General features: G+C 67.4%; 17 protein-coding genes. 10 read left to right on the forward strand and 7 right to left on the reverse strand.

Annotation, left to right across the window (positions count from 1 at the left end):
• Positions 1-15: 15 nt before the first annotated feature.
• The 4 genes from FA743_RS15475 (at position 16) to FA743_RS15490 (ending at position 4,301) form a co-directional block, all read left to right on the forward strand.
• Positions 16-885, forward strand: coding sequence for a carbohydrate ABC transporter permease (locus tag FA743_RS15475; RefSeq protein WP_136887002.1), 870 nt, complete (start codon positions 16-18; stop codon positions 883-885).
• A gap of 10 nt (positions 886-895) precedes the next feature.
• Positions 896-1,720, forward strand: a complete 825-nt coding sequence (locus FA743_RS15480) for a carbohydrate ABC transporter permease (RefSeq protein ID WP_136887003.1) — start codon at positions 896-898, stop codon at positions 1,718-1,720.
• Positions 1,721-1,730: 10 nt separating this feature from the next.
• Positions 1,731-2,744 carry an ABC transporter ATP-binding protein gene (locus FA743_RS15485; RefSeq protein WP_136887004.1) on the forward strand — a complete coding sequence of 338 codons (1,014 nt, stop codon included), beginning with the start codon at positions 1,731-1,733 and terminating at the stop codon, positions 2,742-2,744.
• A 72-nt stretch (positions 2,745-2,816) separates the two neighbouring features.
• Complete coding sequence (locus tag FA743_RS15490; RefSeq protein ID WP_246054987.1) at positions 2,817-4,301, forward strand: mannitol dehydrogenase family protein; 1,485 nt, start codon at positions 2,817-2,819, stop codon at positions 4,299-4,301.
• Between the two features lie 109 nt (positions 4,302-4,410).
• Here the strand turns inward: FA743_RS15490 and repC are convergent, their stop codons facing one another.
• The 3 genes from repC to repA form a co-directional block, all read right to left on the reverse strand.
• Positions 4,411-5,574, reverse strand: a complete 1,164-nt coding sequence (gene repC, locus FA743_RS15495; protein WP_136887005.1) for a plasmid replication protein RepC — start codon at positions 5,572-5,574, stop codon at positions 4,411-4,413.
• Between the two features lie 185 nt (positions 5,575-5,759).
• Positions 5,760-6,680: a plasmid partitioning protein RepB gene (gene repB / locus FA743_RS15500; RefSeq protein ID WP_136887006.1), complete on the reverse strand. Its 921-nt coding sequence runs from the start codon at positions 6,678-6,680 to the stop codon at positions 5,760-5,762.
• Positions 6,680-7,864 (reverse strand): plasmid partitioning protein RepA, encoded by a 1,185-nt coding sequence (gene repA / locus FA743_RS15505; protein ID WP_136887007.1) that lies wholly within the window; start codon positions 7,862-7,864, stop codon positions 6,680-6,682. The genes repB and repA overlap by 1 nt, the downstream gene beginning before the upstream one ends.
• A 219-nt stretch (positions 7,865-8,083) precedes the next feature.
• On the opposite strand from repA, the gene FA743_RS15510 reads away from it, so the two are divergent.
• The 6 genes from FA743_RS15510 to FA743_RS15535 all read left to right on the forward strand — a co-directional run bounded on the left by FA743_RS15510 (position 8,084) and on the right by FA743_RS15535 (position 13,382).
• A complete protein-coding gene (locus FA743_RS15510) occupies positions 8,084-9,151 on the forward strand; it encodes a Fic family protein (RefSeq protein WP_136887008.1) in 1,068 nt (355 codons plus the stop codon).
• A 165-nt stretch (positions 9,152-9,316) separates the two neighbouring features.
• On the forward strand, positions 9,317-9,898 hold the full coding sequence (locus FA743_RS15515) for a response regulator (RefSeq protein WP_169308911.1): 582 nt from the start codon (positions 9,317-9,319) through the stop codon (positions 9,896-9,898).
• A gap of 114 nt (positions 9,899-10,012) precedes the next feature.
• A complete protein-coding gene (locus FA743_RS15520) occupies positions 10,013-10,438 on the forward strand; it encodes a GlcG/HbpS family heme-binding protein (RefSeq protein ID WP_136887010.1) in 426 nt (141 codons plus the stop codon).
• Between the two features lie 143 nt (positions 10,439-10,581).
• Complete coding sequence (locus tag FA743_RS15525) at positions 10,582-11,199, forward strand: YitT family protein (protein WP_136887011.1); 618 nt, start codon at positions 10,582-10,584, stop codon at positions 11,197-11,199.
• 94 nt (positions 11,200-11,293) lie between these two features.
• The gene (locus FA743_RS15530) at positions 11,294-12,589 is read left to right on the forward strand and encodes a PQQ-dependent sugar dehydrogenase (RefSeq protein ID WP_136887012.1); all 1,296 of its coding nucleotides are present in this window, start codon (positions 11,294-11,296) and stop codon (positions 12,587-12,589) included.
• A 97-nt stretch (positions 12,590-12,686) separates the two neighbouring features.
• Positions 12,687-13,382, forward strand: coding sequence for a prolipoprotein diacylglyceryl transferase (locus FA743_RS15535; protein WP_136887013.1), 696 nt, complete (start codon positions 12,687-12,689; stop codon positions 13,380-13,382).
• Between the two features lie 99 nt (positions 13,383-13,481).
• Here FA743_RS15535 and malQ read toward each other — a convergent pair whose 3' ends face one another.
• From malQ to FA743_RS15555, 4 genes are read right to left on the reverse strand one after another with little or no spacing between them, the layout of a single operon-like run.
• Positions 13,482-15,275: a 4-alpha-glucanotransferase gene (gene malQ / locus FA743_RS15540; protein ID WP_246054988.1), complete on the reverse strand. Its 1,794-nt coding sequence runs from the start codon at positions 15,273-15,275 to the stop codon at positions 13,482-13,484.
• Positions 15,272-17,455, reverse strand: a complete 2,184-nt coding sequence (gene glgB, locus FA743_RS15545; protein ID WP_136887014.1) for a 1,4-alpha-glucan branching protein GlgB — start codon at positions 17,453-17,455, stop codon at positions 15,272-15,274. Before glgB ends, malQ begins: the two co-directional genes overlap by 4 nt.
• Positions 17,452-20,742, reverse strand: coding sequence for a maltose alpha-D-glucosyltransferase (gene treS, locus FA743_RS15550; RefSeq protein ID WP_136887015.1), 3,291 nt, complete (start codon positions 20,740-20,742; stop codon positions 17,452-17,454). Before treS ends, glgB begins: the two co-directional genes overlap by 4 nt.
• Positions 20,742-22,715, reverse strand: a complete 1,974-nt coding sequence (locus FA743_RS15555) for an alpha-1,4-glucan--maltose-1-phosphate maltosyltransferase (protein WP_136887051.1) — start codon at positions 22,713-22,715, stop codon at positions 20,742-20,744. Before FA743_RS15555 ends, treS begins: the two co-directional genes overlap by 1 nt.
• Between the last annotated feature and the right edge of the window lie 51 nt (positions 22,716-22,766).

The raw sequence follows: 22,766 nt of genomic DNA on the forward strand, positions 1-22,766 counted from the left end.
CGGAGGACGCCCGCCATGGCCACCCGCCAGACCCAGAGTCTTGCGCGCCTGATGCGCGCGCCCGCGATCATCCTGCTGCTGATCTGGATGGTCGTCCCCTTGGGCATGACGCTGTATTATTCGTTCCTGAACTACAATCTGCTGAACCCGGCGGTGACCAGCTGGGCCGGATGGTTCAACTATCAGTACTTCGTCACCGACCCTGCCTTCATGGCCGCGATCGTCAACACGCTGGTCCTGGTGCTGGGGGTGCTGGCCATCACCGTGATCGGCGGCATCGCCATCGCGCTGCTGATCGACAAGCCGATCTGGGGCCAGGGGATCGTGCGGATCCTGATCATCTCGCCGTTCTTCGTGATGCCGCCGGTGGCCGCGCTGATCTGGAAGAACATGATCATGCACCCCTCCTATGGGGTCTTCGCCGACATCGCGCGCTTCCTGGGCCTGCAGCCGGTGGACTGGTTCGCGCAATATCCGCTGACCTCGATCGTCATCATCGTGGCCTGGCAATGGCTGCCCTTCGCGACGCTGATCCTGCTGACCGCCCTGCAATCGCTGGACGGCGAGCAGATGGAGGCTGCCGAGATGGACGGCGCCGGATCCGTCAGCCGCTTCATCCACCTGACCCTGCCGCATATGGCGCGCGCGATCACCGTGGTGATCCTGATCCAGACGATCTTCCTTTTGGGCATCTATGCCGAGATCCTGGTGACCACCAATGGCGGCCCCGGCAATGCCAGCACGAACCTGACCTATCTGATCTATCGCGCCGCACGCCTGAACTTCGACATCGGAGGCGCCGCAGCCGGCGGCATCATCGCGGTCATCCTGGCCAATCTGGTCGCCATCTTCCTGATGCGCGCCGTCGGCAAGAACCTGGACTGAGGGGGATATCATGGCACGCGCAAGCAGCACCCGCAGCAAGATCGGCTATACCATCGCCGCATGGGCCGTAGCCCTGACGCTGTTCTTTCCGATCCTCTACACGATCATCACCAGCCTGAAGACGGAACAGGAGGCGATCTCGGGCTTCAGCCTGATCCCGTCCTTCACTTGGTCCAGCTTCGAGGCGGTGCAGACCCAGAACGACTACTGGAAGCCCTTCACCAATTCGGTGATTCTGGCGGTCGGGTCCACCATCCTGGCGCTGATCGTGGCGATCCCGGCGGCCTGGGCGATGGCCTTCTCGCCTACCAAGCACACCAAGAACATCCTGATGTGGATGCTGTCCACCAAGATGATGCCCGCCGTGGCGGTGCTGGTGCCGATCTATCTGATCTTCCTGCGCACCGGGCTGATGGACACGCGGATCGGCCTGACCGTCATGCTGATGCTGATCAACCTGCCGATCGTGGTCTGGATGCTGTACACCTATTTCCGCGAGATCCCCGGAGAGATCCTGGAGGCCGCGCGGATGGACGGCGCCGGCCTGCGCGACGAGATCCTGTACGTGCTGACGCCGATGGCCATCCCGGGCATCGCCTCGACCATGCTTCTGAACGTCATCCTGGCCTGGAACGAGGCCTTCTGGACCATCCAGCTGACCACCACCAACGCGGCCCCGCTGTCGGCCTTCATCGCGTCCTTTTCCAGCCCGCAGGGCCTGTTCTGGGCCAAGCTGTCGGCGGCCTCGGTCATGGCCATCGCGCCGATCCTGATCATGGGCTGGTTCAGCCAGAAACAACTTGTCCGCGGCCTGACCTTCGGCGCGGTGAAATAAGGGGACGACCATGGGACGCATCACCCTGGAAAACGTGACGAAGCGGTTCGGAGACGTCGAGGTCATCCCGCCCCTGAACCTGGACATCGATGACGGCGAGTTCGTGGTCTTCGTGGGCCCCTCGGGCTGCGGGAAATCGACCCTGCTGCGCCTGATCGCGGGGCTGGAGGATACCTCCGGCGGGCGCATCCTGATCGACGGTCAGGACGCCACCGAGACGCCCCCCGCCAAGCGCGGTCTGGCGATGGTGTTCCAATCCTATGCGCTTTACCCGCATATGTCGGTCCGGAAGAACATCGCCTTCCCGATGCGCATGGCCTCGGTCCCGCAGGACGAGCAGGACCGCCGGATCGAGGCCGCCGCCAAGGCGCTGAACCTGACCGACTACCTGGATCGGAAGCCCGGCCAGCTGTCGGGCGGCCAGCGCCAGCGCGTGGCCATCGGGCGCGCCATCGTGCGCGAGCCCTCGGCCTTCCTCTTCGACGAGCCGCTGTCGAACCTGGATGCCGCCCTGCGCGTCGGCATGCGGCTGGAGATCAGCGAGCTGCACAACCGCCTGAAGACCACGATGGTCTACGTGACCCACGACCAGGTCGAGGCGATGACCATGGCCGACAAGATCGTGGTCCTGCGCGCCGGTCACATCGAACAGGTTGGCAGCCCGATGGAGCTGTACCGCGCACCGAAGAACCTGTTCGTCGCGGGCTTCATCGGCAGCCCCAAGATGAACCTGCTCTCGGGCCCGGCCGCGGCCGAATACGGGGCCGAGACCATCGGCATCCGCCCCGAGCATATCGGCGTCTCGGCGACGACGGGCACCTGGCAGGGCCGTGTGGGCGTCAGCGAGCATCTGGGCTCCGACACCTTCTTCTATGTCGAAGGCACGGGACTGGCCGAGACGATCACCGTGCGCGCGGGCGGCGATATCGACCTGCATCACGGCGATACGGTCTTCCTGACCCCCGACACCGCGCAGATGCACCGCTTTGACGCCGCGGGCGATCGCATCGCCGCGCCGATCTGACACCCGATCCATCTTAACCCATTGATGCAGAACGTCTTTCCTCGCGCCCCAGGGGGTGCGGGGGATGGCGCCATGATGAAAGGTCCGACCATGGCCATCCGGCTGACCCAAACCGCCCTGCCCCAGCTTCCGCCCCAGGTGGCGCGCCCCGGCTATGACCGCGCGGCGCTGCGCCCCGGCATCCTGCATGTGGGTGTGGGCAATTTCCACCGCGCGCATATGGCCTGGTATCTGGACCGGCTGTTCGCGCAGGGCCGCGACCATGACTGGGCGCTGGTCGGCGCCGGGGTGCGCCCGGGCGACACCGCCATGCGCGACCGGCTGGCGCGGCAGGATTGGCTGACCACGCTGGTCGAGCTGGACCCCTCGGGCCTGTCGGCGCAGGTGCTGGGATCGATGATCGACTTCGTGGAAGTCGACCCGGCCGCCACCATTGCCGCCATGGTCGATCCCGCCATCCGCATCGTCTCGCTGACCATCACCGAGGGCGGATACTATGTCGATGCCAAGACCGACGGCTTCGATGCGGCCCATCCCGACATGGCGCATGACGCCGCCCATCCCGACGCGCCGCGCAGCGTCTTCGGCATGATCCTGGCCGCCCTGCGCGCACGCCGCGATGCGGGCCTTGCGGCCTTCACGGTGCTGTCCTGCGACAACCTGCCCGAGAACGGCCATGTCTGCGCACGGACCGTCATCGGCCTCGCCCGACAGTCCGACCCGGCGCTGGCCGACTGGATCGCGGCGACCATCGCCTTTCCCAACTCGATGGTCGATTGCATCACCCCCGCCACCTCGGACCGCGAGCGTGCCTTGGTGCGCGACCAGTTCGGGATCGAGGATGACGCCCCGGTCGTCTGCGAACCCTTCCGCCAATGGGTGCTGGAGGACAATTTCCCGCAGGGCCGCCCTGCCCTTCAGGACGCCGGCGCGCAGTTCGTCGCGGATGTCGGCCGGCACGAGCTGATGAAGCTGCGGATCCTCAATGGCGGCCATGCGGCCATCGCCTATGCTCCGGCGCTTCTGGGCCACCATTTCGTCCATGACGCGATGGCCGACCCACAGATCCGCGACTGGCTGGTCGCGCTGGAGACGCGCGAGATCATCCCGACCCTGCAGCCGATCGACGGCGTCAGCTATGACGACTATCTGGCGCTGATCGTGGACCGCTTCTCGAACCCTCGAATTGGCGACACGATCCCCCGGCTGTGCCTGGACGGATCGAACCGCCAGCCCAAGTTCATCCTGCCGACCCTGCGCGACCGGTTGGCGGCGCGCGGATCGGTCGAGGGTCTGGCGCTGGAACTGGCGCTGTGGTGCCGCTATTGCGAGGGCACGACCGAGGATGGCACGCCGCTCGCGCCGAACGACGACGCGCATGCAGTCCTGCAGCAGCATGCCCTTGCCGCCCGTGACCGGCCTCTGGCCTTCCTGGACCAGCCTGCGATCTTCGGCGATCTGCCGCAGGACGAGCGCTTCGCGCAGGCGTTCACCGATGCCCTGACGGCGCTGCACCGCGACGGGGTCAGGGCTGCGCTGGCCGCCTATCTGGGCTGAGCGACCGAGTTGACAGCTGTCAACTTCCCCGACCTTTACGTTCCGGCCCGGAGGCAGTCGCCCTTCGGGCCGTTTGCATGGGGGCGGCGTGCCGTTGCGGCGCCGAGGGTTACACGGCATGTCGGTTCTCGGCCCGGATCAGTGCCATGACCATCGGTGTCGCGGAAAAGCCGCGTTCCTCCGCCTGATCGGTCAGCCGCCGCAGATAAGCGCCGGGATTGGCAATGGCGGAACCGCGTTGCAGGATGCAGGCCAAGGCGACGGCCGCCGTGTCGGCCCCCATCCGGTCGCAGGCTCGCCGCCAGAGCTGTGGGACGATCCCCATCATCGGCGCGATCAGCCCCGCAAGCCCTGTCAGATCCCGCCAGCTTCGCACCGGTTCCACCGCAAAGGCCACGATTTCGGGCGTCGCCTTTAGCACGATGTCCAGAGGAAGGTCTGGGGCGGTCACATGGACCCGCTCATTGCAGCTGTCAGATTCAAGGTTATCTTTCTTTGAACTCTGATAGTGCCGCTCAGTCTGGGCGTCGCTGCCGTCCATTCCGGCTGTTTTCGGGTCGTTCATGGAGGGGGCCACCGGCATGATCAGCGCCATCATCCGCCCGATCCGCAGGTCCAGGTCATGCAGCTCGTCACCCGACAGGCGCCGCCGCAGACGCCGCTGCAGGTTCGCGCAATCCTCGATGACGCCGTCCCAATCTCCGGGGTGGTCCGTCATCGCCCATGTGATCAGCTTGGTCAGATCGCGCAACCGCAGCACGACCGTCTCCCGCAACGACCGCAGGGCTTCCTGTGCCTCACGCGCCGTGGCGGCCTCGGCGGCGATCTGAGGGGTCCGCACCAGCAGGGGCCGCAGATCGAAGCCGAAGGCCCGTGTCAGGGCGCCCGAGGGCCCGCGCCGGGCATAGCGTTTGCCGTTGGGGCTGTCGCGGCGCAGGATCAGCCCGGACCGCACCAGCGCGGCCAGATGCCGGCGCAGGGTGCTTTCCGCCATGCCATGCGCGCGCTGCGCCAGCGAGGCGTTGGACGGAAAGACGACCAGCATCGCGCCGTCCACCAGCTGCGGGGCAGGGTGGAAGGACAGCAGCGCCGACAGCACCACCAGATCGCGGTCGCTGACCCCGAAGGCGGTGCGCGCCGTGGTTAGGTCGCGCAGCAGCGCCCATTTGTCGACGCTGGCCTGCGGGGCCGAGACCTCGGCCAGCGCATGCGTTGCCAGCAGGCCAGCTGTGACCGGTTGCCGCCCGAAGGGCGTCATTGAAATATGCCTCATGATGTCGATCACAGGGTACGAACCATCGTTCGCCCGCAAGGACGGTGTTGACAGCTGTCAACGAAAGCCGCTATCTTCGAGGTGCGAGTTCGAGAAGCGGCCCTTCGGGATGTATGTCCTGGAGGGCTTTTCTTTGTGTTCTGACCCGTCGTGCCTCCTTGCTTGTGTGTCCTGCCGTCTTCCCGTTACCGGTTCTTGTCCGACCAGTCGCGGTGAAGATCCTCGATGTGATCCAGCAACCAGTCGGCAAAGGCACGGCCTTCCCCGGTCAGTTCGATCACAGCTTTTCCATGTGTTGTCCTGACCTTGCCCAAGATCGTGCCCTTGGCGCCCGTCAGGGGTGCGGGCGGGGCAGGGGCACGCTTGGGCGGGGTGGGCCTCGCGGCGGCCAGCACCGCCAGAAAGCGCGCGTCCGAATCGGCGCCTTTTGCGGCGGCGATCAGCTCGGATGCGGGGCGGCCCCGGACCTGGTCGGCCAGGGCCAGCCAGCGGTCGCGCCCGGCCGAGGGCGCCGCGCCGATGGCTGCGACCAGCCCCTCCGGCAGCGCCTCGATGATCGACAGCATGCGCGAGATCACCGTCTTGTCGATCGACAGCGCATCACAGATCACCTTGCGGTCATAGCCGCCGCGCTGCATCTGGGCGGCGAAATTCGCCTTCTCGATGAAGCTCAGGTCCTTGCGGGCGCTGTTCTCCTGCCCCTGCGCGATGACCAGGTCGTGGTCGTTCAGGTCGCGCACCATCGCCTTGACGGGCAGGCGCAGCTCCTTGAGGGCCTGCACCCGGCGGCGGCCGAAGACGATGTCGAACCGCCCCTCGGCGGTCGGGCTGTGGCGCAGCAGCACAGGCACCTGCTGGCCGTAATCCAGGATCGAGGCCTTCAGCGCGGCGATGCCCTGCGGGTCGCCGTCCAGCCGGTCGGCAAATCCCGCCATGTCGATCAGCTCGGCCGGCACCTCGATCAGGGCCCGCGACTTCAGGTCGGCGATGGACTGGCTGACCGCGCCGATCGCGCCGCGCTGCGAGCGGGGCAGGGGCGTCGGGGCGGGATGATCCTCGGCGGGCTTGCCCGCCATCAGGTCCTTGAGCAGGTCCTTGCGTGCCATCAGCGGTCCTCCCGGCCCCATGCGGCCTGGATCAGGCCCTCGATCTCGCCATTGACGGCATTCAGGCTTTCCATCGCGCGCTCGTAGGTGCCGCGCGTGAACTGGCTCTTCTCGACCTCGTAGAGGGTCTGCTTGGTGATCCCGGCATCCGAGATGGCGGTGGATTTCAGCACCGGGTGGTTCAGGACATGGTCCCCGAACATCGACCGCATGAAGCTGACCATCTGGTTCTGCGGCCCGTCGCCGGGCTCGTAGCGGGTGATGACATAGCGCAGCCAGTCATAGTTCATGTTGCCCCCGGCCTCGGCCACCACGCCCAGAAGGTTCGAGGTCATCAGCAGGAACTGGCACATCGACATGACATCCAGCATCTGCGGGTGGACGGTGACCAGGATCGCCGTGGCGGCCGACAGGGCCGACATGGTCAGGAATCCCAGCTGCGGCGGGCAGTCGATCACGACGACATCATAATCGTCCTGAACCTCGGCAAGTTTGTCGCCGATCCGGGTGAAGAAAAGGTTACCCGACCGTCCGATCAGCGCGCGGGGCGTGTCGTGTTCGAACTCCATCAGGTCCAGATTCCCGGGAATCAGGTCCAGATTGGTGAAGTAGGTGCGCTGGATCACGTTGCGCAACGGCACCGGATCGTCATAGCGAATCGCGTCATAGAGCGTGCCGCCATCCAGCAGGTCGAACTCGGGCTGGAAGCCGTGCAGCGCCGACAGGCTGGCCTGCGGGTCCAGGTCGATCCCCAGCACCCGATAGCCGTCCAGCGCCAGCTTCTGCGCCAGATGGGCGGCGGTGGTGGTCTTGCCCGAACCGCCCTTGAAGTTGATGACCGCGATGACCTGCATGTGGTCGTCCGGGCGGCGGCCCGGCAGGTAGGTGCCCGGGCTTTTCGCGCCCTTCTCCAGCATCTCGCGCAGGGCCTGGATGTCGGCGGGCGAGTAATAGCGCCGCCCCCCGGCCCGCGTCTCGGGCGAGGGGCCGCGCCCGTCCAGGTTCAGCTTGCGCAGATAGGCATCCTTGACGCCCAGCAACTCCGCGACCTCGCCCGAGGTGAACTTGCGCAGCTCGCGCCGGGCATCGGGGGGGAACAGCTGCGCCCGATGGGCTTGCAGCCGCTCGGACAGCCGGGCAGCATGGTCCCCGACCAGGCGGTCGATCCGCTCTTTGGCGTTCATTCTGGTCCTGCCTCGGTCTGTTACGCTTTGCGGCGTCTTATTCACTTTGTGCCGTAAGTTAAACGCAGCATTCCGATTCCTGCAACAGATTTCAACGCGCTGTGGCCGGATCGCCCCCAAGGCCGGGATCGGCCCCCAAACCCCTACTGAAGCGAATACCGGCGTTATTCCCCTCAGATCCGCCTTGATCCTGAGGGGAATGACGCGCACATTCCCCTCATGCACATCTGGAACAGCCCTGCCTGGCCGCATTTCCGCCATGACCCCGCCCGGACCGAGGCGCCACTGGCGGCGTTTTCCATCCGGCTCGGCGCCATAAGCGGGCTGCACGAATCGCTCTCGCCCGACGAGCGGCGCGAGGCGTTCCTGCGCGCCGTCACCAATGAGGCGGTGTCGTCCTTTGCCATCGAAGGCGCCAGCCTGCCTACCGCCGAGGTGCAGGCCTCGGTCGTGGCCTCGCTGGCCCATCGCGGGGCCGAACCGCGCCGGCGCGCGGATGCCATCGCGGATCTGATGCTGGAGGCGCGGGCAGGGCAGGGGGCGCTGGACGCCCCCACGCTGTGGCACTGGCACCGGCTGCTGTTCCACGGGCTGGAGGTCGAGGACAAGGGCCGCTGGCGCAGCTTTCCCATGGTCATCACCCGCAGCGCGACGGCGGGCCGCGACGAGGTGCTGTACACCGCGCCACCGCCCGACCGGGTGCCCGCGATGATGGACGACTTCCTAACCGCGCTGGCGGGCGACCCCCGCCCGGTGCCGATCCGCGCGGCGCTGGCGCATCTGTGGTTCGAATCTGTCCACCCCTTCTCGGATGGCAACGGGCGCCTTGGCCGGGCGCTGGTCGAACATGTCTTTGCCCAAGGCGGCGCGCTGCCCTTCTCGCTGTCGCGCCAGATCGAGGCGGACAAGCGCGGCTATTATGCCGCCCTGCAGGCCGGGCGTCAGGTGACGGGCGACCATCTGGACGCCACACCCTTCGTGCTGTGGTTCCTGGACCGGCTGATCGCGGGGGTGGATGACGCGGTCGCGGATGCCCGCTTCCTGGTCGCGCGCAACGCCTATCTGGCCCGCCACGCCCTGCCGCCCCGCGCCGCCAAGGTGCTGCGGCGGCTGTTCGCGGAAGGCCCGGGCCGCATCGCGCAGGGCCTGTCGGCGGCGCCCTATGCGCGCATTGCGGGCGTCTCGGCGGCCACCGCCACCCGCGATCTGGCCGAGATGGAGGCTTCGGGCGCCCTGCAGCGCGGCCCGGAGGGCGGACGCTCGACGCGCTATCTTCTGGTGCTTTGACCCGCGTCCCGACACCCGCGCGGCCGTGGCGCAGACTCCGCAGAACTTCGGGGACAGATGGTGAACGATCCGGTCTGGTCATCCGTGCCGGCATGTCGGATACTCATGTCTCCGTCTGTCGCCCGCCCGTCCCGGGACCGGGCAAGCCAAGACCGCACAGGAGCCATGATGACGGGCAACGGGTTGAACATCATGGTGGTCGAGGATGATTTCCTGGTCGCCAGCAAGCTGGCCGACGAGATCCGCGCGCATGGCGATCGGGTCATCGGCCCCTTTGCCGACATCCACGACGCCATCGGGCGGATCGGCCTGATCCAGGGCGCCATCCTGGATGTGCGGATGCAGGGCGGCACCTCGTTTCCGGTCGCCGATTTCCTGTCCGAATGCGGCATCCCCTTCGTCTTCCTGACCGGCTACGACCGCTGCCAGATCCCTGCCCGCTTTCAGGGTCGCGGCGTCTTCGCCAAGCCCAGCACGGCGCAGCCGCTGCTGGTCACGCTGCACAGCCAGCATGACGCAGTGCTGCACGAGGATGCGGACAGCCTCGACGCCGTGGTGATCGAACTGCTGCGCCGCGCGCGACGCCTGATGCCCGACGAAAGCTCGGCCGAGCGGCTGGTCGAGGCCGTGCTGCTGCGCGCCATCGCCGAGGCCGGCGCCCGGTTGCAGGGCCCCGCGATGCGCCCCTGGCTGCTGAGCCTTCTGCAGGACGAACACCAGCTGCGCGGACGGATCCACCTGCACTGAAGCCGGAAGCCGGGTCCGCCCGCCGCGCCATCGTCGCATAGCGGGTGCCCGGGGGGTGGACGCGGGGCGCGAAGCGATGTTGTGGTGGCGGGCCAAGTAAAAAGGACCACCCACATGAAATCAGTCACGCGACTGGACCTGGACGATGCCCGCCGCCTGATCGAGGGCGCCTCGGTCGAGGCCGGGCGGATCGGCGTGCCGATGTGCATCGCCATCACCGACGAAAGCGGCCAGCTGATCGCCTTCGAACGGATGGAGGGCGGCAAGGTCACCTCGTCAACCATCGCCATCGACAAGGCCTTCACCGCCGCCGCCGCCAAGAAGGCCACCCATGATTACGGCACCGCCAGCCAGCCGGGCCAGCCCGCCTATGGCATCGCCTCGGCGATCGGGGGGCGGCTGATGGTCGTGGGCGGCGGTCTGCCGGTGATCTGGCAGGGCGAGGTCGTGGGCGGCATCGGCATCTCGTCGGGCAGCCCCGCGCAGGACCAGCAGGTTGCGCAGGCCGGCATCGATGCCTGGATGGCCGCACAGGGCTGACCCGTCCGGCCATGGCGCCGCCTTTCAGGGGGCAGCGTCCAGCCGTCCGGCGCCCGGCGGACACCGCCGGGCCTTTACCTGCCGCCCCCGCCCGGCCACGATGCCCCCGGACCCCGCCGCCGCCCTGCAAGGATGCCCTGCCGATGACGCTGAAATCGCCCGTGCCGATCTATGACCTCCAAGGCATCGCCTTCGGCATCCTGCTGACCAGCCTGGGGGTGACCTTCCTCAAGGCGGCGGCGCTGACCACGGGGCAGACGGCGGGCGCGGCGGTGCTCTTGTCCTATGTGCTGCCCCTGGATTTCGGCCTGGTCTTCCTGCTGGTCAGCCTGCCCTTCCTGTGGCTCGCCTTCAAGCATCGCAGCCGCAGCTTCGCCCTGCGGACCACGGTGGCGGTGCTGGGCATCTCGGTCACCAGCGCGCTGCTGGGCCGCTGGATCACCTTCGACACCCTGCCGCCGCTGCTGGCGGCGATCCTGGCGGGCAGCTGCAGCGGCGCGGGGCTGCTGGCGCTGTTTCGCCACAATGCCTCGGCGGGGGGCCTGGGCATCGTCGCGCTGATGGTCGAGGAGCGCACGGGCTTTCGCACCGGCTGGTTCCAGATGTGCTTCGACGCGCTGGTCTTTCTGGTGGCGTTGGCGGTGCTGCCGGTGGACCGGGTGGTCTATTCGCTGATCGGCGCGGTGGTGCTGAACGCGGTGATCGCCTGGAACTTCAAGCTGCCCCCCGCGCCCGCGCCCGAGGTCCGGTCGGACGCCTGAGGGCAAGGATCAAGCCCGGCCCCCTGCGCGCCTTCGCCGTTTGACCCTGCCGGGCAGCGGGCTATGGTGCAAAGGCAAACAGGGCGGGGCAGATATGGACTTCATGGCGAAGGCGACGGCGCTGGTGGGTGGCACGATGGTGGCGATCCGGCGGTTCGGGGCGCCCCGGACGCGGGCGGTGGGGCAGGAACCCCAGATCCCCGAGGCGCGCAAGCAGGGCATCATGACGCTGAAGATGCCCACCGCCGGGGGCTGGGCGCAGGGCCATGTCCCGACCGCCGCGCCGGGACTGGCGGTCAATGCCTTCGCCACGGGTCTGGACCATCCCCGCTGGATCGAGGTCCTGCCCAATGGCGACGTGCTGGTGGCCGAAAGCAAGGAGCAGCCGGGCCCGCCCAAGACGCTGATGGACCGCGCCACCCAGGCCACCATGCGCCGTGCCAAGGCCATCGGCATCAGCGCCAACCGCATCAGCCTGTGGCGCGACGCGGACGGAGATGGCGTGGCCGAGATCCGCCATGATTTCCTCACCGACCAGAACCAGCCCTTCGGCATGGCGCTGGTGGGCGACAGCTTCCATGTCGGCAATACCGATGGCATCGTGGCCTTCGACTATCAGGGCGGCGCCACGCAGCTGACCGGAGAGGGCCGCCGCCTGGTCACCTTCAAGCCCGGCGGCCACTGGACGCGCAGCCTGATCGTCTCGCCCGACCAAACGAAGATCTATGCGGGCGTCGGATCGCTCAGCAATATCGGCGACAAGGGCATGGCCGCCGAAGAGGGCCGCGCCGCGATCTGGGAACTGGACCTGGCCAGCGGGCAGGCGCGCATCTTCGCCTCGGGGCTGAGGAATGCCGTGGGCATGGCGTGGGAGCCGGGGTCCGGCACCCTGTGGACCGTGGTCAACGAACGCGACGGTCTGGGCGACGAGACGCCGCCCGACTACCTGACCTCGGTGCAGGAGGGCGGGTTCTACGGCTGGCCTTATTGCTACTGGGGCCAGACGGTGGACGACCGCGTCGCGCAGGACGCCGAACTGGTCGCCCGCGCCATCACCCCCGATTACGCGCTTGGCGGGCATACCGCGTCGCTCGGCCTCTGCTGGATGCCCGCAGGCACGCTGCCGGGCTTTGGCGAGGGCATGGTGATCGGCCAGCACGGGTCGTGGAACCGCTCGACCCTCAGCGGATACCGGGTGATCTTCGTGCCCTTTGCCGATGGCCGCCCGTCCGGTCCGCCCCGCGACATCCTGTGGGGCTTCCTGTCGCCGGACGAGAAGATCGCCTTCGGGCGCCCGGTGGGCGTGGCGATCGGCGCGGACGGCGCCTCGCTTCTGGTGGCCGACGATGTGGGCGACGTGATCTGGCGGGTGACCGCCGCACCGCACTGAACCGAGCGTCCTCCTAAAGGTGCAGGGTGGGAACATCCTGCATCCGTTGCGGTTGGATCCCCATGCCCGGGAGGACGGGCGGATCTGGGAGGATCACATGAGACTGCACACCACCCTGATGGCCAGCTGTGCGCTGGCCCTGATCGGCACCACCGCGATGGCCGATTGCGCCGAGGATCTGGCCCGCTTGCAGGGCGCCAATGCCGAAGGCGGTGCAAGCGAGGGCATCGCCAAGGACGGCTCGCTGGCGCCGCTGGAAACGCCCGAGACGGACAGCACGGCTGCGCCGATGGACAGCACCTCCGACGACATGGCAGCGGATTCCGGGGACATGACCGCCTCGGACGACATGGCCGCAGAGACGGGTGACGGGGCGGCCACGGACACCGACATGGCCGCGTCGGACGAGGACGAGATCGACGGCGGAATCATTCAGGACGGCTCGCTGGCGCCCCTGCAGGGCACGGAAGCCGAATCCGGCACCCCGGTCGCGACATCCGGTCAGGACGTCGCCGCCCAGCAGGAGGGCGCGCCGACCGCCGCGGAAGAGGCTGATCAGGTCGAGACCACCAACATGCCCCACGACACCACCACCGAGGGTTCGGATGTCGCGACGACCGAGGCGGGCGGTGACATGGCCTCGGACGATGCCGCCACGATGGACAGCGCCGAGACCATGGACGCCGAAGCCATGCCCGACCGCACCGCGCTGATCGCCGAAGCGGAAGCCGCCTTGGCGGCGGGGGACGAGGAGGCCTGCCGCGCCGCCGTCGATCAGATGGAAACGATCTGAGCCGAGGCCCAGCCTGATCCACGGGTCAGCCAATGAAAACCCCGCGCATCCTGATCGGGTGCGCGGGGTCGTTCATGTCAGACGATTGGGCCGGGCGCCTTATTCTGGGCGCGGGCGCGCGGCGCGCAGCTTGTCCGCGATCTGGGCGAACAGCGGCAGGGTCGGGATCTGTTCCACCGTCGCGCCCAGCTTGCTCTGCCAGTTCGGATGCTCGTCGGTGGTGCTGGGAATGTTCACCGGATCGGTTTCCGAGGTGATGTCCTCCAGCCGCACCACGAACAGACGCGAGGGCGCGGTGGCCAGCCAGGCATGGACGGCGGCCACCAGATCCTCGGGCGCGCGGTCGGTGTCCGGGGTCTGGCCAGTCCACAGCGCGGCCTCGGTCAGATCGGCCAGCAGCTGCGCCCGCTCGACCTGGCGGCTGTCGGACTGCTCCTGCGCTGCGGCATCGCCGATCAGGCCGTGGCCATGGCGCAGGGTGATGTCGTCGCCCCGCCACCAGCCCTGGAAGGTCGGTAGGTCATGGGTGGACAAGCAGGCCAGCGCATCGCGGGGATAGTCGGCGGGCGGGATGAACCCGTCCTCGGTCCGCTCAAACAGCAGGATGCGATAGGACAGGATGCCGACCTGCTCCATCACCTCGCGGAACCCCGGGGGCACATTGCCCAGATCCTCGCCGATGACGATGGTGCGGTTCGCCCGCGACGCCTCGGCCAGCCCCTGCAGCATGTCGGCCAGCGGATAGCGGGCATAGGTGCCCTCGGCCGGACCCGCGTCGCCGGGGATCAGGAACAGCTGCCACAGCCCCATCGCATGGTCGATGCGCAGCGCGCCCGCCTGCCGCGTGGCCTGCGCCATCAGATCGGCAAAGGGCCGCGCCCGGTCGGCGGCCATCGCCACGGGGGACAAGGGCGCCAGGCCCCAGTCCTGCCCGGTCTCGTTGAAATAGTCGGGCGGTGCGCCGATGCGGATGCCGGGCACGACCATCGGGTTGCCCCAGGCCCCCGACCCGTCCGCGGCCTCGCCCACGGCAAAGTCCAGATAGAGGCCGATCGACATGCCCGCCTGGTCGCAGGCCGCACGGGCCTGATCTAGCTGCTCATGCGCCAGACCCTGCAGCCAGCGGTGGAACCGCGCCTCGGCGGGATGGTCCAGCGCAAAGCGGGCGACCGTCTCGCCCTGCGCATCCTGCCAGTCGGCAGGCCAATCGCGCCAGCCCGCGCCATGCCCTTGCGCCCCCATCCGGGCCGAGATCGCCTCGAACAGCGCGTGGCGCTGCAGGTCCTCGCCGCCCTCGGCCAGCACCTCGGGCGCCGCATCCGGGCAGTCCGCCGCCAGCCAAAGCGTGTGCAGCACCTCCAGCTTCAGGCTCGCGACGCCGGGGTAATCGACCAGCTCCGCCTGCTGCAACGCGGCGATGCGTTCGGGGTCGGCCAACTGCGGCGCAAAGCCCGGCACCCGGTCCACCGCGATATAGAGCGGGTTCAGGAACCGCCGGTTCGAGGGCGAGAAGGGGCTGCAATGCGCCGGATTGGCCAGAAACAGCGCGTGCAGCGGGTTCAGACCGATGAAATCCGCCCCCGCCGCCCCCAGGGTACCCGCCAGTTGCGCCAGATCGGCGAAATCGCCGATCCCCCAGTTGCGGGTCGAGCGCAGCTGATAGAGCTGCAGCGCCACGCCCCAGGACCGGCCCCCCTCGTCGGGCAGGTGGCAGCGGGTGCCGGCATAGGCCTCCAGCGCGTGATTGCCCGAGGCGACCGCACCGGTATCGGCGCCAAGCGCCTGCAACAGGCTTTCCAGCGTGGCGTCGGGCGCCTGATGGACTTCGCCGCCCATCCCGAGGTAATCGGGCTGGATCCCGGCGCGCAGGGCCCGGTCGTGCAGATCGCTCACGCGGCGGCCTCCGGCATCAGGATGATGGTCGACAGCGGCGGCAGCGTCAGCACCAGCGACTGGTCACGCCCGTGCCAGGACGCGTCCTCGGTCGCCACCAGCCCGTGATTGCCCATGTTCGAGCCGCCATAGCGCGCCTCGTCTGTGTTCATCACCTCGCGCCACAACCCGGGCAGCGGCACGCCGATGCGATAGTCGTGATGCGGTGTGGGCGTCAGGTTGCAGATCACCAGGCAGGGCGGCGCGTCGTCATCGGACTTGCGCAGATAGACCAGCACCGAATTCTCGGTATCGCTGGCATCGATCCATTCGAAGCCCGCCGGGTCGCAATCCAGCCGGTGCAGCGCGGGCTGGTCGCGATAGACCTGGTTCAGGTCGGCCACCAGCGACTGGACCCCCTCGTGCAGGGGATCCTCCAGCAGGTGCCAGTCCAGAGACTGGTCGTGGTTCCACTCGCGGTCCTGCGCGAATTCGCCGCCCATGAAGATCAGCTTCTTGCCGGGCTGCGTCCACATAAAGCCGAAATAGGCCCGCAGGTTCGCGAATTTCTGCCAGCGGTCGCCTGCCATTTGCCGGATCAGGGATCCCTTGCCATGGACGACCTCGTCATGGCTCAGCGGCAGGACGAAATCCTCGGAAAACGCATAGACGAGGCCGAAAGTCAGGTCGTGCTGGTGATGCTTGCGGTGCAGCGGATCGCGCCGGAAGTACCCGAGCGTGTCGTGCATCCAGCCCATGTTCCACTTGAAATTGAACCCCAGCCCGCCATCGTCCACAGGGCGGCTGACCTTCGGGAAGGCGGTGGATTCCTCGGCAATGGTGATGGCGCCGGGATGGTCCTGGCGCACGCGCTCGTTCACATCCTTGAGGAAGCTGATCGCCTCCAGGTTCTCGTTGCCGCCGAACTCGTTGGGGACCCATTCGCCATCCTTGCGCGAATAGTCCAGATACAGCATCGAGGCCACCGCATCAACGCGCAGCGCGTCCACATGGAACCGGTCCAGCCAGTAAAGCGCGCTGGATTGCAGGAAGTTCGACACCTCGCGGCGCCCGAAATTGTAGATCAGCGTGTTCCAGTCCTGGTGGAACCCCTGGCGCGGATCGGCATGCTCGTACAGCGACGTGCCGTCGAACCGGGCCAGACCATGCGCGTCCGAGGGGAAATGCGCGGGCACCCAGTCCAGGATCACGCCAATCTCGGCCGCGTGCAGACGCTCGACCAGACGGGCGAAGGCTTCGGGATCGCCGAAGCGGCTGGTCGGCGCAAACAGACCTACCGGCTGATAGCCCCAGGATCCGGTGAAGGGATGTTCGCTGACCGGCAGGAACTCGACATGGGTGAAGCCCATGCGCGTCACATAGGGGACCAGCAGGTCGGCCATGGTGTCATAGTCCAGGATCTCGGCCTCGGCGCCGCGGCGCCAAGATCCCAGATGCACCTCGTAGATCGAGATGGGGGCCTTGCGATCCTGCCGGGCTTCGCGCACCGACATCCAGTCGCCGTCCTGCCAGTCGTGCCGGTTCAGGCCCTCGACGACCGAGGCGGTCTCGGGCGGCTGCTCCTGCGAAAAGCCGACCGGGTCGGTCTTCAGCGGCAGGCGTTCGCCATGCGCGCTGACGATCTCGTACTTGTAGGTCTCGCCGCGACCGATGCCGGGGATGAACAGTTCCCAGATGCCCGGGCCGATGCGCTTGCGCATCGGGTGGCGGCGGCCGTCCCAGGCATTGAAGGGGCCGACCACGCTGACGCGGCGGGCATTGGGCGCCCAAACCGCGAAGGCCACGCCCTCGACGCCCTCATGGGTCACCGGATGGGCGCCCAGCTTGTCATAGAGGCGCCGATGGCTGCCCTCGGCCAACAGGTATTCGTCCATCTCGCCCATGACGGGGCCGAAGCGATAGGGATCCTCGGCCTCCCAGGTGTTCTCGCCCGCCCGCATCCGCAGGCGATAGTCGCCCTCGGGGGCAGGGCCGGTGAAGAACCCCTCGGGATGGATGCGCTGCAGAGGCACCTCGCCCGAGGGCGACAGGGCCGTGACCTCGGCCGCCTGCGGAGAGAAGACCCGCAGCGTCCCGTGATGGCGGCCCAGGACCGCGAAGGGATCGTGGTGGTTGCCGCGCAGGATCGCCTCGATATCCGAGGTGGCGGGAGCGTCGTTCAGGATGGCGGAGTCGTTCATGATGCCTCGTCCAGCAGGTCGAGGATGCCGCGCAGGGGCAGGCCCACCCAGGTCGGGCGGTTCCCCAGCTCGTATCCGGTTTCGTAGACTGCCTTTTGCAGCAGGAACAGGTCCAGAAGGGCCTGCGTCGCATCAGGGGTGGCGGGCAGATTGGCCGCACCCTCGATATGGCTGCGATAGGCGGCAAGGAAGTCGGCCACGGCCGATTTGCGCCAGGCCTCGATCCGGGCCGAGGCCCGCTCGGCCCCGGCGGGGGGATCGTTCCGGTGGCGCGCGATGACCGACAGCGCGGCATAGTCGAAGGACCGCAGCATGCCCGCCACGTCGCGCAGCGGCGAAGACTTGGCGCGGCGTTCGTCCAGGGTCCGCGAGGGCTCGCCCTCGAAATCGATGATCGCCACGTCGTTCTGCGCCAGCAGCACCTGCCCCAGGTGATAGTCGCCATGGATGCGCGACAGGCTGCCCGAGGGTTCGATCTGCCCGGCGGCACGGATGCGCGCCAGCAGGTCGTCGCGCCGGTCCAGCACGGACCGCGCCAGCGGCGCCGCTTCGGGGGGCAACTGGCCTTCGGCCTGTTCCAGCCGCGACAGCATCGCGGTGGCCTCGTCCTCGGCGGACTGGACCCAGGCCTTCAGGTGGTCCGCCGTCAGGTCCTCGGTCTGGAAGTCCGGATCGTCGGTTGGTGTTGCCAAGGCCTTGTGCAGCTGCGCCGTGCGCTCGCCCAGCAGCGAGGCGATGCTCAGCGGGAAGTCGAAGGCGGTCTGGTCGATCTGGGGCTCCTGCTCGGAGGGCCAGGCCTCGTGCTCGTTATATTCCAGCATCAGAGCATCCAGCACGCCGGCCCAGGCATCGCCGCGATTGGCGACGAAGGCGAAGGCGGCGGCCAGAACGGTTTCCTGATCGCCGTCATGGACCAACTGGCCCAGATAGCGCGGGGTATGGGCATAGCCCGCTGTCTCGGTCAGGAAGCGCGCGACCTCGACATCGGGCTGGCGCCCGCTGCGCAGGCGGCGATACAGCTTCAGGATCACCTGGTCGCTGAAGGCGATCGAGATGTTGGACTGTTCCACGCCCAGCTGGCGCGGCTCGCCCGGATCGGTGATCTGGCGCAACGTCTCGCTGCCCGTGAAGCGCAGGTCGCCCTTGGTGGCCTCGTCGCGCATCAGGTCCAGCAGCATCTGCGGCAGGCGCTCGTCATAGGCGCCGTCGACCAGCGCGCCGACGCGCGAGGTGTGGCGGATCTTGCCAAGCGTGTAGGACAGCTTGGGCGCGCCGGGACGCAGGTTCTCGTCCCCCCACCGCGCGGAGAGCGGCAGGAAGTAGCTGTGGGTGCCGTCCTCCAGCTCTACATCGATCGACACCATCGCGTGATCCGCGTCGATCTGGCCCAAGGGGGTCATCTTCACGCCCGAGATGGCCGTGTCCTTGGCCCCGAACCAGCGCTGCAGCGGCAGCCATTGCGGCAGCACGTCGTTCTGGAACTGCGTGCCCTCGCGGCCCTTCAGCGCGGTCTGCACATGGCCGTCCCGCGTGGTCAGCGTCATGAACTCGGGCAGGATGTCGGGCAGCTGCTCGTGCCAGGAGGGCATGTCCTCGGCGGTGCCAAGCGCGAACCAGTAGAAGCCATAGGCCGGCAGCGTCAGCATATAGGGCAGGTCGCCGATCGGCGGGAAGGCCGATCGCCCGGTCAGCTCGACCGGCACCTTGTCACGGTGGCGCGACAGGTCCAGCTGCGCCGCCTGCGCGGCATCCGACAGGTTGGCCACGCACAGATAGGCGCGGTCTTCGTGTTCGCGGATATAGGCCAGCACCTTGCGGTTGCGGGGATACAGCAGCGTCATCGTGCCCCGCCCAAAGGCCGGGTGCTGCTTGCGCACATTGATCATGCGCCGCATCCAGTTCAGCAAGGATGACGGGTCGTCGGCCTGCGCCTCGACATTGATGACCTGATGGCCATAGACGCCGTCGATGATGGCGGGCAGGTACAGCTGCTGCGGCTTTGCGGTGGAAAAGCCCGCATTGCGGTCGCCCGACCATTGCATCGGCGTGCGCACGCCGTCGCGGTCGCCCAAGTAATAGTTGTCGCCCATGCCGATCTCGTCGCCGTAATACATGATCGGCGTGCCGGGCATCGACAGCAGCATCGAGTTCATCAACTCGATCTTGCGCCGGTCGTTCTGCATCAGCGGCGCCAGGCGGCGCCGGATGCCGAGGTTGATCCGCGCGCGCGTGTCGGCGGCATAGGTCTGCCACAGGTAGTCGCGTTCCTCGGACGTCACCATTTCCAGCGTCAGCTCGTCATGGTTGCGCAGGAAGATGCCCCATTGGCAGTTTTCGGGGATCTCGGGCGTCTGGCGGATGATGTCGGTGATCGGGTGACGATCCGCCTGCGCCAGCGCCATGTACATGCGCGGCATCAGCGGGAAGTGGAAGCCCATGTGGCATTCGTCGCCGTCCCCGAAATAGGGGCGCGTGTCCTCGGGCCACTGGTTCGCCTCGGCCAGCAGCATCCGGTCGGGGAAATGGGTGTCCAGATCGGCGCGGATCGCCTTCAGAACGTCATGCGTCTCGGGCAGGTTCTCGTTGTTGGTGCCGTCGCGCTCGACCAGATAGGGGATCGCGTCCAGCCGCAGCCCGTCGACGCCCATTTCCAGCCACATGCGCATGACCTTGAGGACTTCGTTCAGCACCTTTGGGTTGTCGAAATTCAGGTCCGGCTGGTGGGAATAGAAGCGGTGCCAGTAATAGGCCCCCGCGACCGGGTCCCAAGTCCAGTTCGACCGCTCGGTATCGAGGAAGATGATCCGCGTCTCTGGCCATTTCTCGTCGGTATCCGACCACACATAGTAATCGCGCGCCGCCGAGCCGGGCTTGGCGTGCCGCGCCTTCTGGAACCACGGATGCTGGTCCGAGGTGTGGTTGATGACCAGCTCGGTGATCACGCGGATGCCGCGCCGATGCGCCTCGGCCACGAAGGCCTTGAAGTCCTTCATCGCACCGTAGGACGGGTTGATCGACCGGTAATCGGCGATGTCATAGCCGTCGTCGCGCAGAGGCGAGGGATAGAAGGGCAGAAGCCAGATGGCCGTGACCCCCAGTTCCTGCACATAGTCCAGCCGCTGCATCAGGCCGGCGAAATCGCCGATGCCGTCGCCGTTCGAATCCATGAACGCCTTGATGTGCAGCTGATAGATGACGGCGTCCTTGTACCAGTCGGACACGCTGCGGTCGACGCCGCCGCGCACGGCAAACTGGCTCTGGGTCTTCTGGTCGTTCGGAATATTCATCAGCGTGCCACCCCCGGGGCAATCAGCTGCCAGACCGCATAGGGCCGGGTGTCAGGTTCAAGCGTCAGCCACTGGTACTTGCCGTGCCAGGTGAAGCTGTTGCCGTGGATCAGGTCGCGGACCTCGATCGAGGCCTCGTCGGGCAGGCCGAACTTCCACAGGGGAACCTCCAGCCGGAACTCATGCGCATTGTGCGGGTCCAGGTTGACATGAACCAGCACGAAATCGTCGCCCGCCTGCTTGCCATAGGCCAGCACATGGTCGCTGTCGGCCTCGAAGAAGGTCAGGTTCTCGAACTGCTGCAGGGCGGGATGCTCGTGCCGCAGGCGGTTCATCAGGCGGATATCGTCCTGGATGTTGCCCGGCTGGTCCATGTCCCAAACCCGGATCTGGTATTTCTCGCTGTCGAGGAACTCTTCCTTGCCCGGCACGGCGGCGGCCTCGCAGATCTCGTAGCCGTTATACAGGCCGTAATTGCCCCCAAGCGTCGCTGCCAGAACCAGTCGCGTGCGGAAGCCGGGCCGCCCACTGGCATGCAGGAAGCGCGGGTTGATGTCGGGCGTCGTCACGAAGAAATTCGGGCGCATGACATGGCGCACATCAGTCGCGGTCAGCTCGGTCAGATATTCCGTCAACTCGTCCTTGGTGTTGCGCCAAGTAAAGTAGGAATAGCTCTGCGAAAAGCCCACCTTGGCCAGGCGCGCCATGACCTTGGGCCGGGTGAAGGCCTCGGCCAGGAAGATCACGCCGGGATCCTTGGCGCGGACTTCGGCGATCATCCACTCCCAGAAGGGGAAGGGCTTGGTGTGCGGGTTGTCCACACGGAAGATGCGCACGCCCTTGTCCACCCAGAACAGCACGATGTCACGCAGCGCGATCCACAGATCGGGCAGGGCGCCGCGATAGAAATGGACGTTGACGATGTCCTCGTATTTCTTGGGCGGGTTCTCGGCGAACTTGATGGTGCCGTCGGGGCGCCAGTCGAACCATTCGGGATGCTCGCGGATCCAAGGATGGTCGGGCGAGCACTGGATGGCGAAGTCCAGCGCGATCTCCAGCCCGTGGTCGCGGGCGGCCGAGACGAGCCGGGCGAAATCGTCGAAGCTGCCCAGTTCGGGATGCAGCGCGTCATGCCCGCCCTCGGGCGCGCCGATGGCATAGGGGCTGCCGGGATCATCCTCCGCGGGCGTCAGCGTGTTGTTGCGGCCCTTGCGGTTCGTCTTGCCGATCGGATGGATCGGCGGGAAATACAGCACGTCGAAGCCCAGATCGCGGATATAGGGCAGGCGGCCGATCACGTCGTCAAAGGTGCCGTGGCGGTCCATACTGCCCGATTGCGACCGGGGCATCAACTCGTACCAGGCGCTGAAGGCGGCGGCCTCGCGGTCGGCGAAGACCGGCAGCCACTTGTAGGGCGTCGCATTGGTGCGCGGCCCGATCCGGCGCATCAGCGCCACCACATCGGGGGCGCCAAGCCGGGCAAAGCGAAGCCCTTCGTGATCGGCCTCGGAAGCGGGCTGCGCCGCATCCTCGTCCAGCAGCGCGGTGATGGTCTGGCGACCGGCCTCGTCGGCGCGGCCGTCAGCGTCCAGAGCGGCGGACAGAAGCTGGCGCCCTTCTTCCAGTTCAAGCGCGATGGACTGGCCGGCGGCATGCTTCTTGGCCACCTCCTTGCGCCAGGTCAGGAACAGGTCGCGCCACGCCAGGATCGACACCTCGTGGTCGCCGGGATCGGGCAGGGTCAGGTCGGCCGTCCAGCGGTCGTTCTCGACGAAGGTCATCGGCGTCTCGCCCACCTCGTCCGAGCCCTTGCGCCGGAACAGCACGACCGCGTCGATGCTGTCATGGCCGTCCGAGAAGATGTCGGCCTCGACCTCGTAGGGCTGGCCCGCGACGACCTTGGCGGCAAAGCGCCCGCCATCGACCTCGATCGAGACGCCCTCGATGGCCAGCCGCTCGGCGGCGAGGGCCATCAGCTGCGGGTCGGTGCTGCCAGATATGGCCGCCTGTCCTGTCGCTTGGTC

Source organism: Paracoccus gahaiensis, from assembly GCF_005048225.1.
Classification (GTDB): domain Bacteria; phylum Pseudomonadota; class Alphaproteobacteria; order Rhodobacterales; family Rhodobacteraceae; genus Paracoccus; species Paracoccus gahaiensis.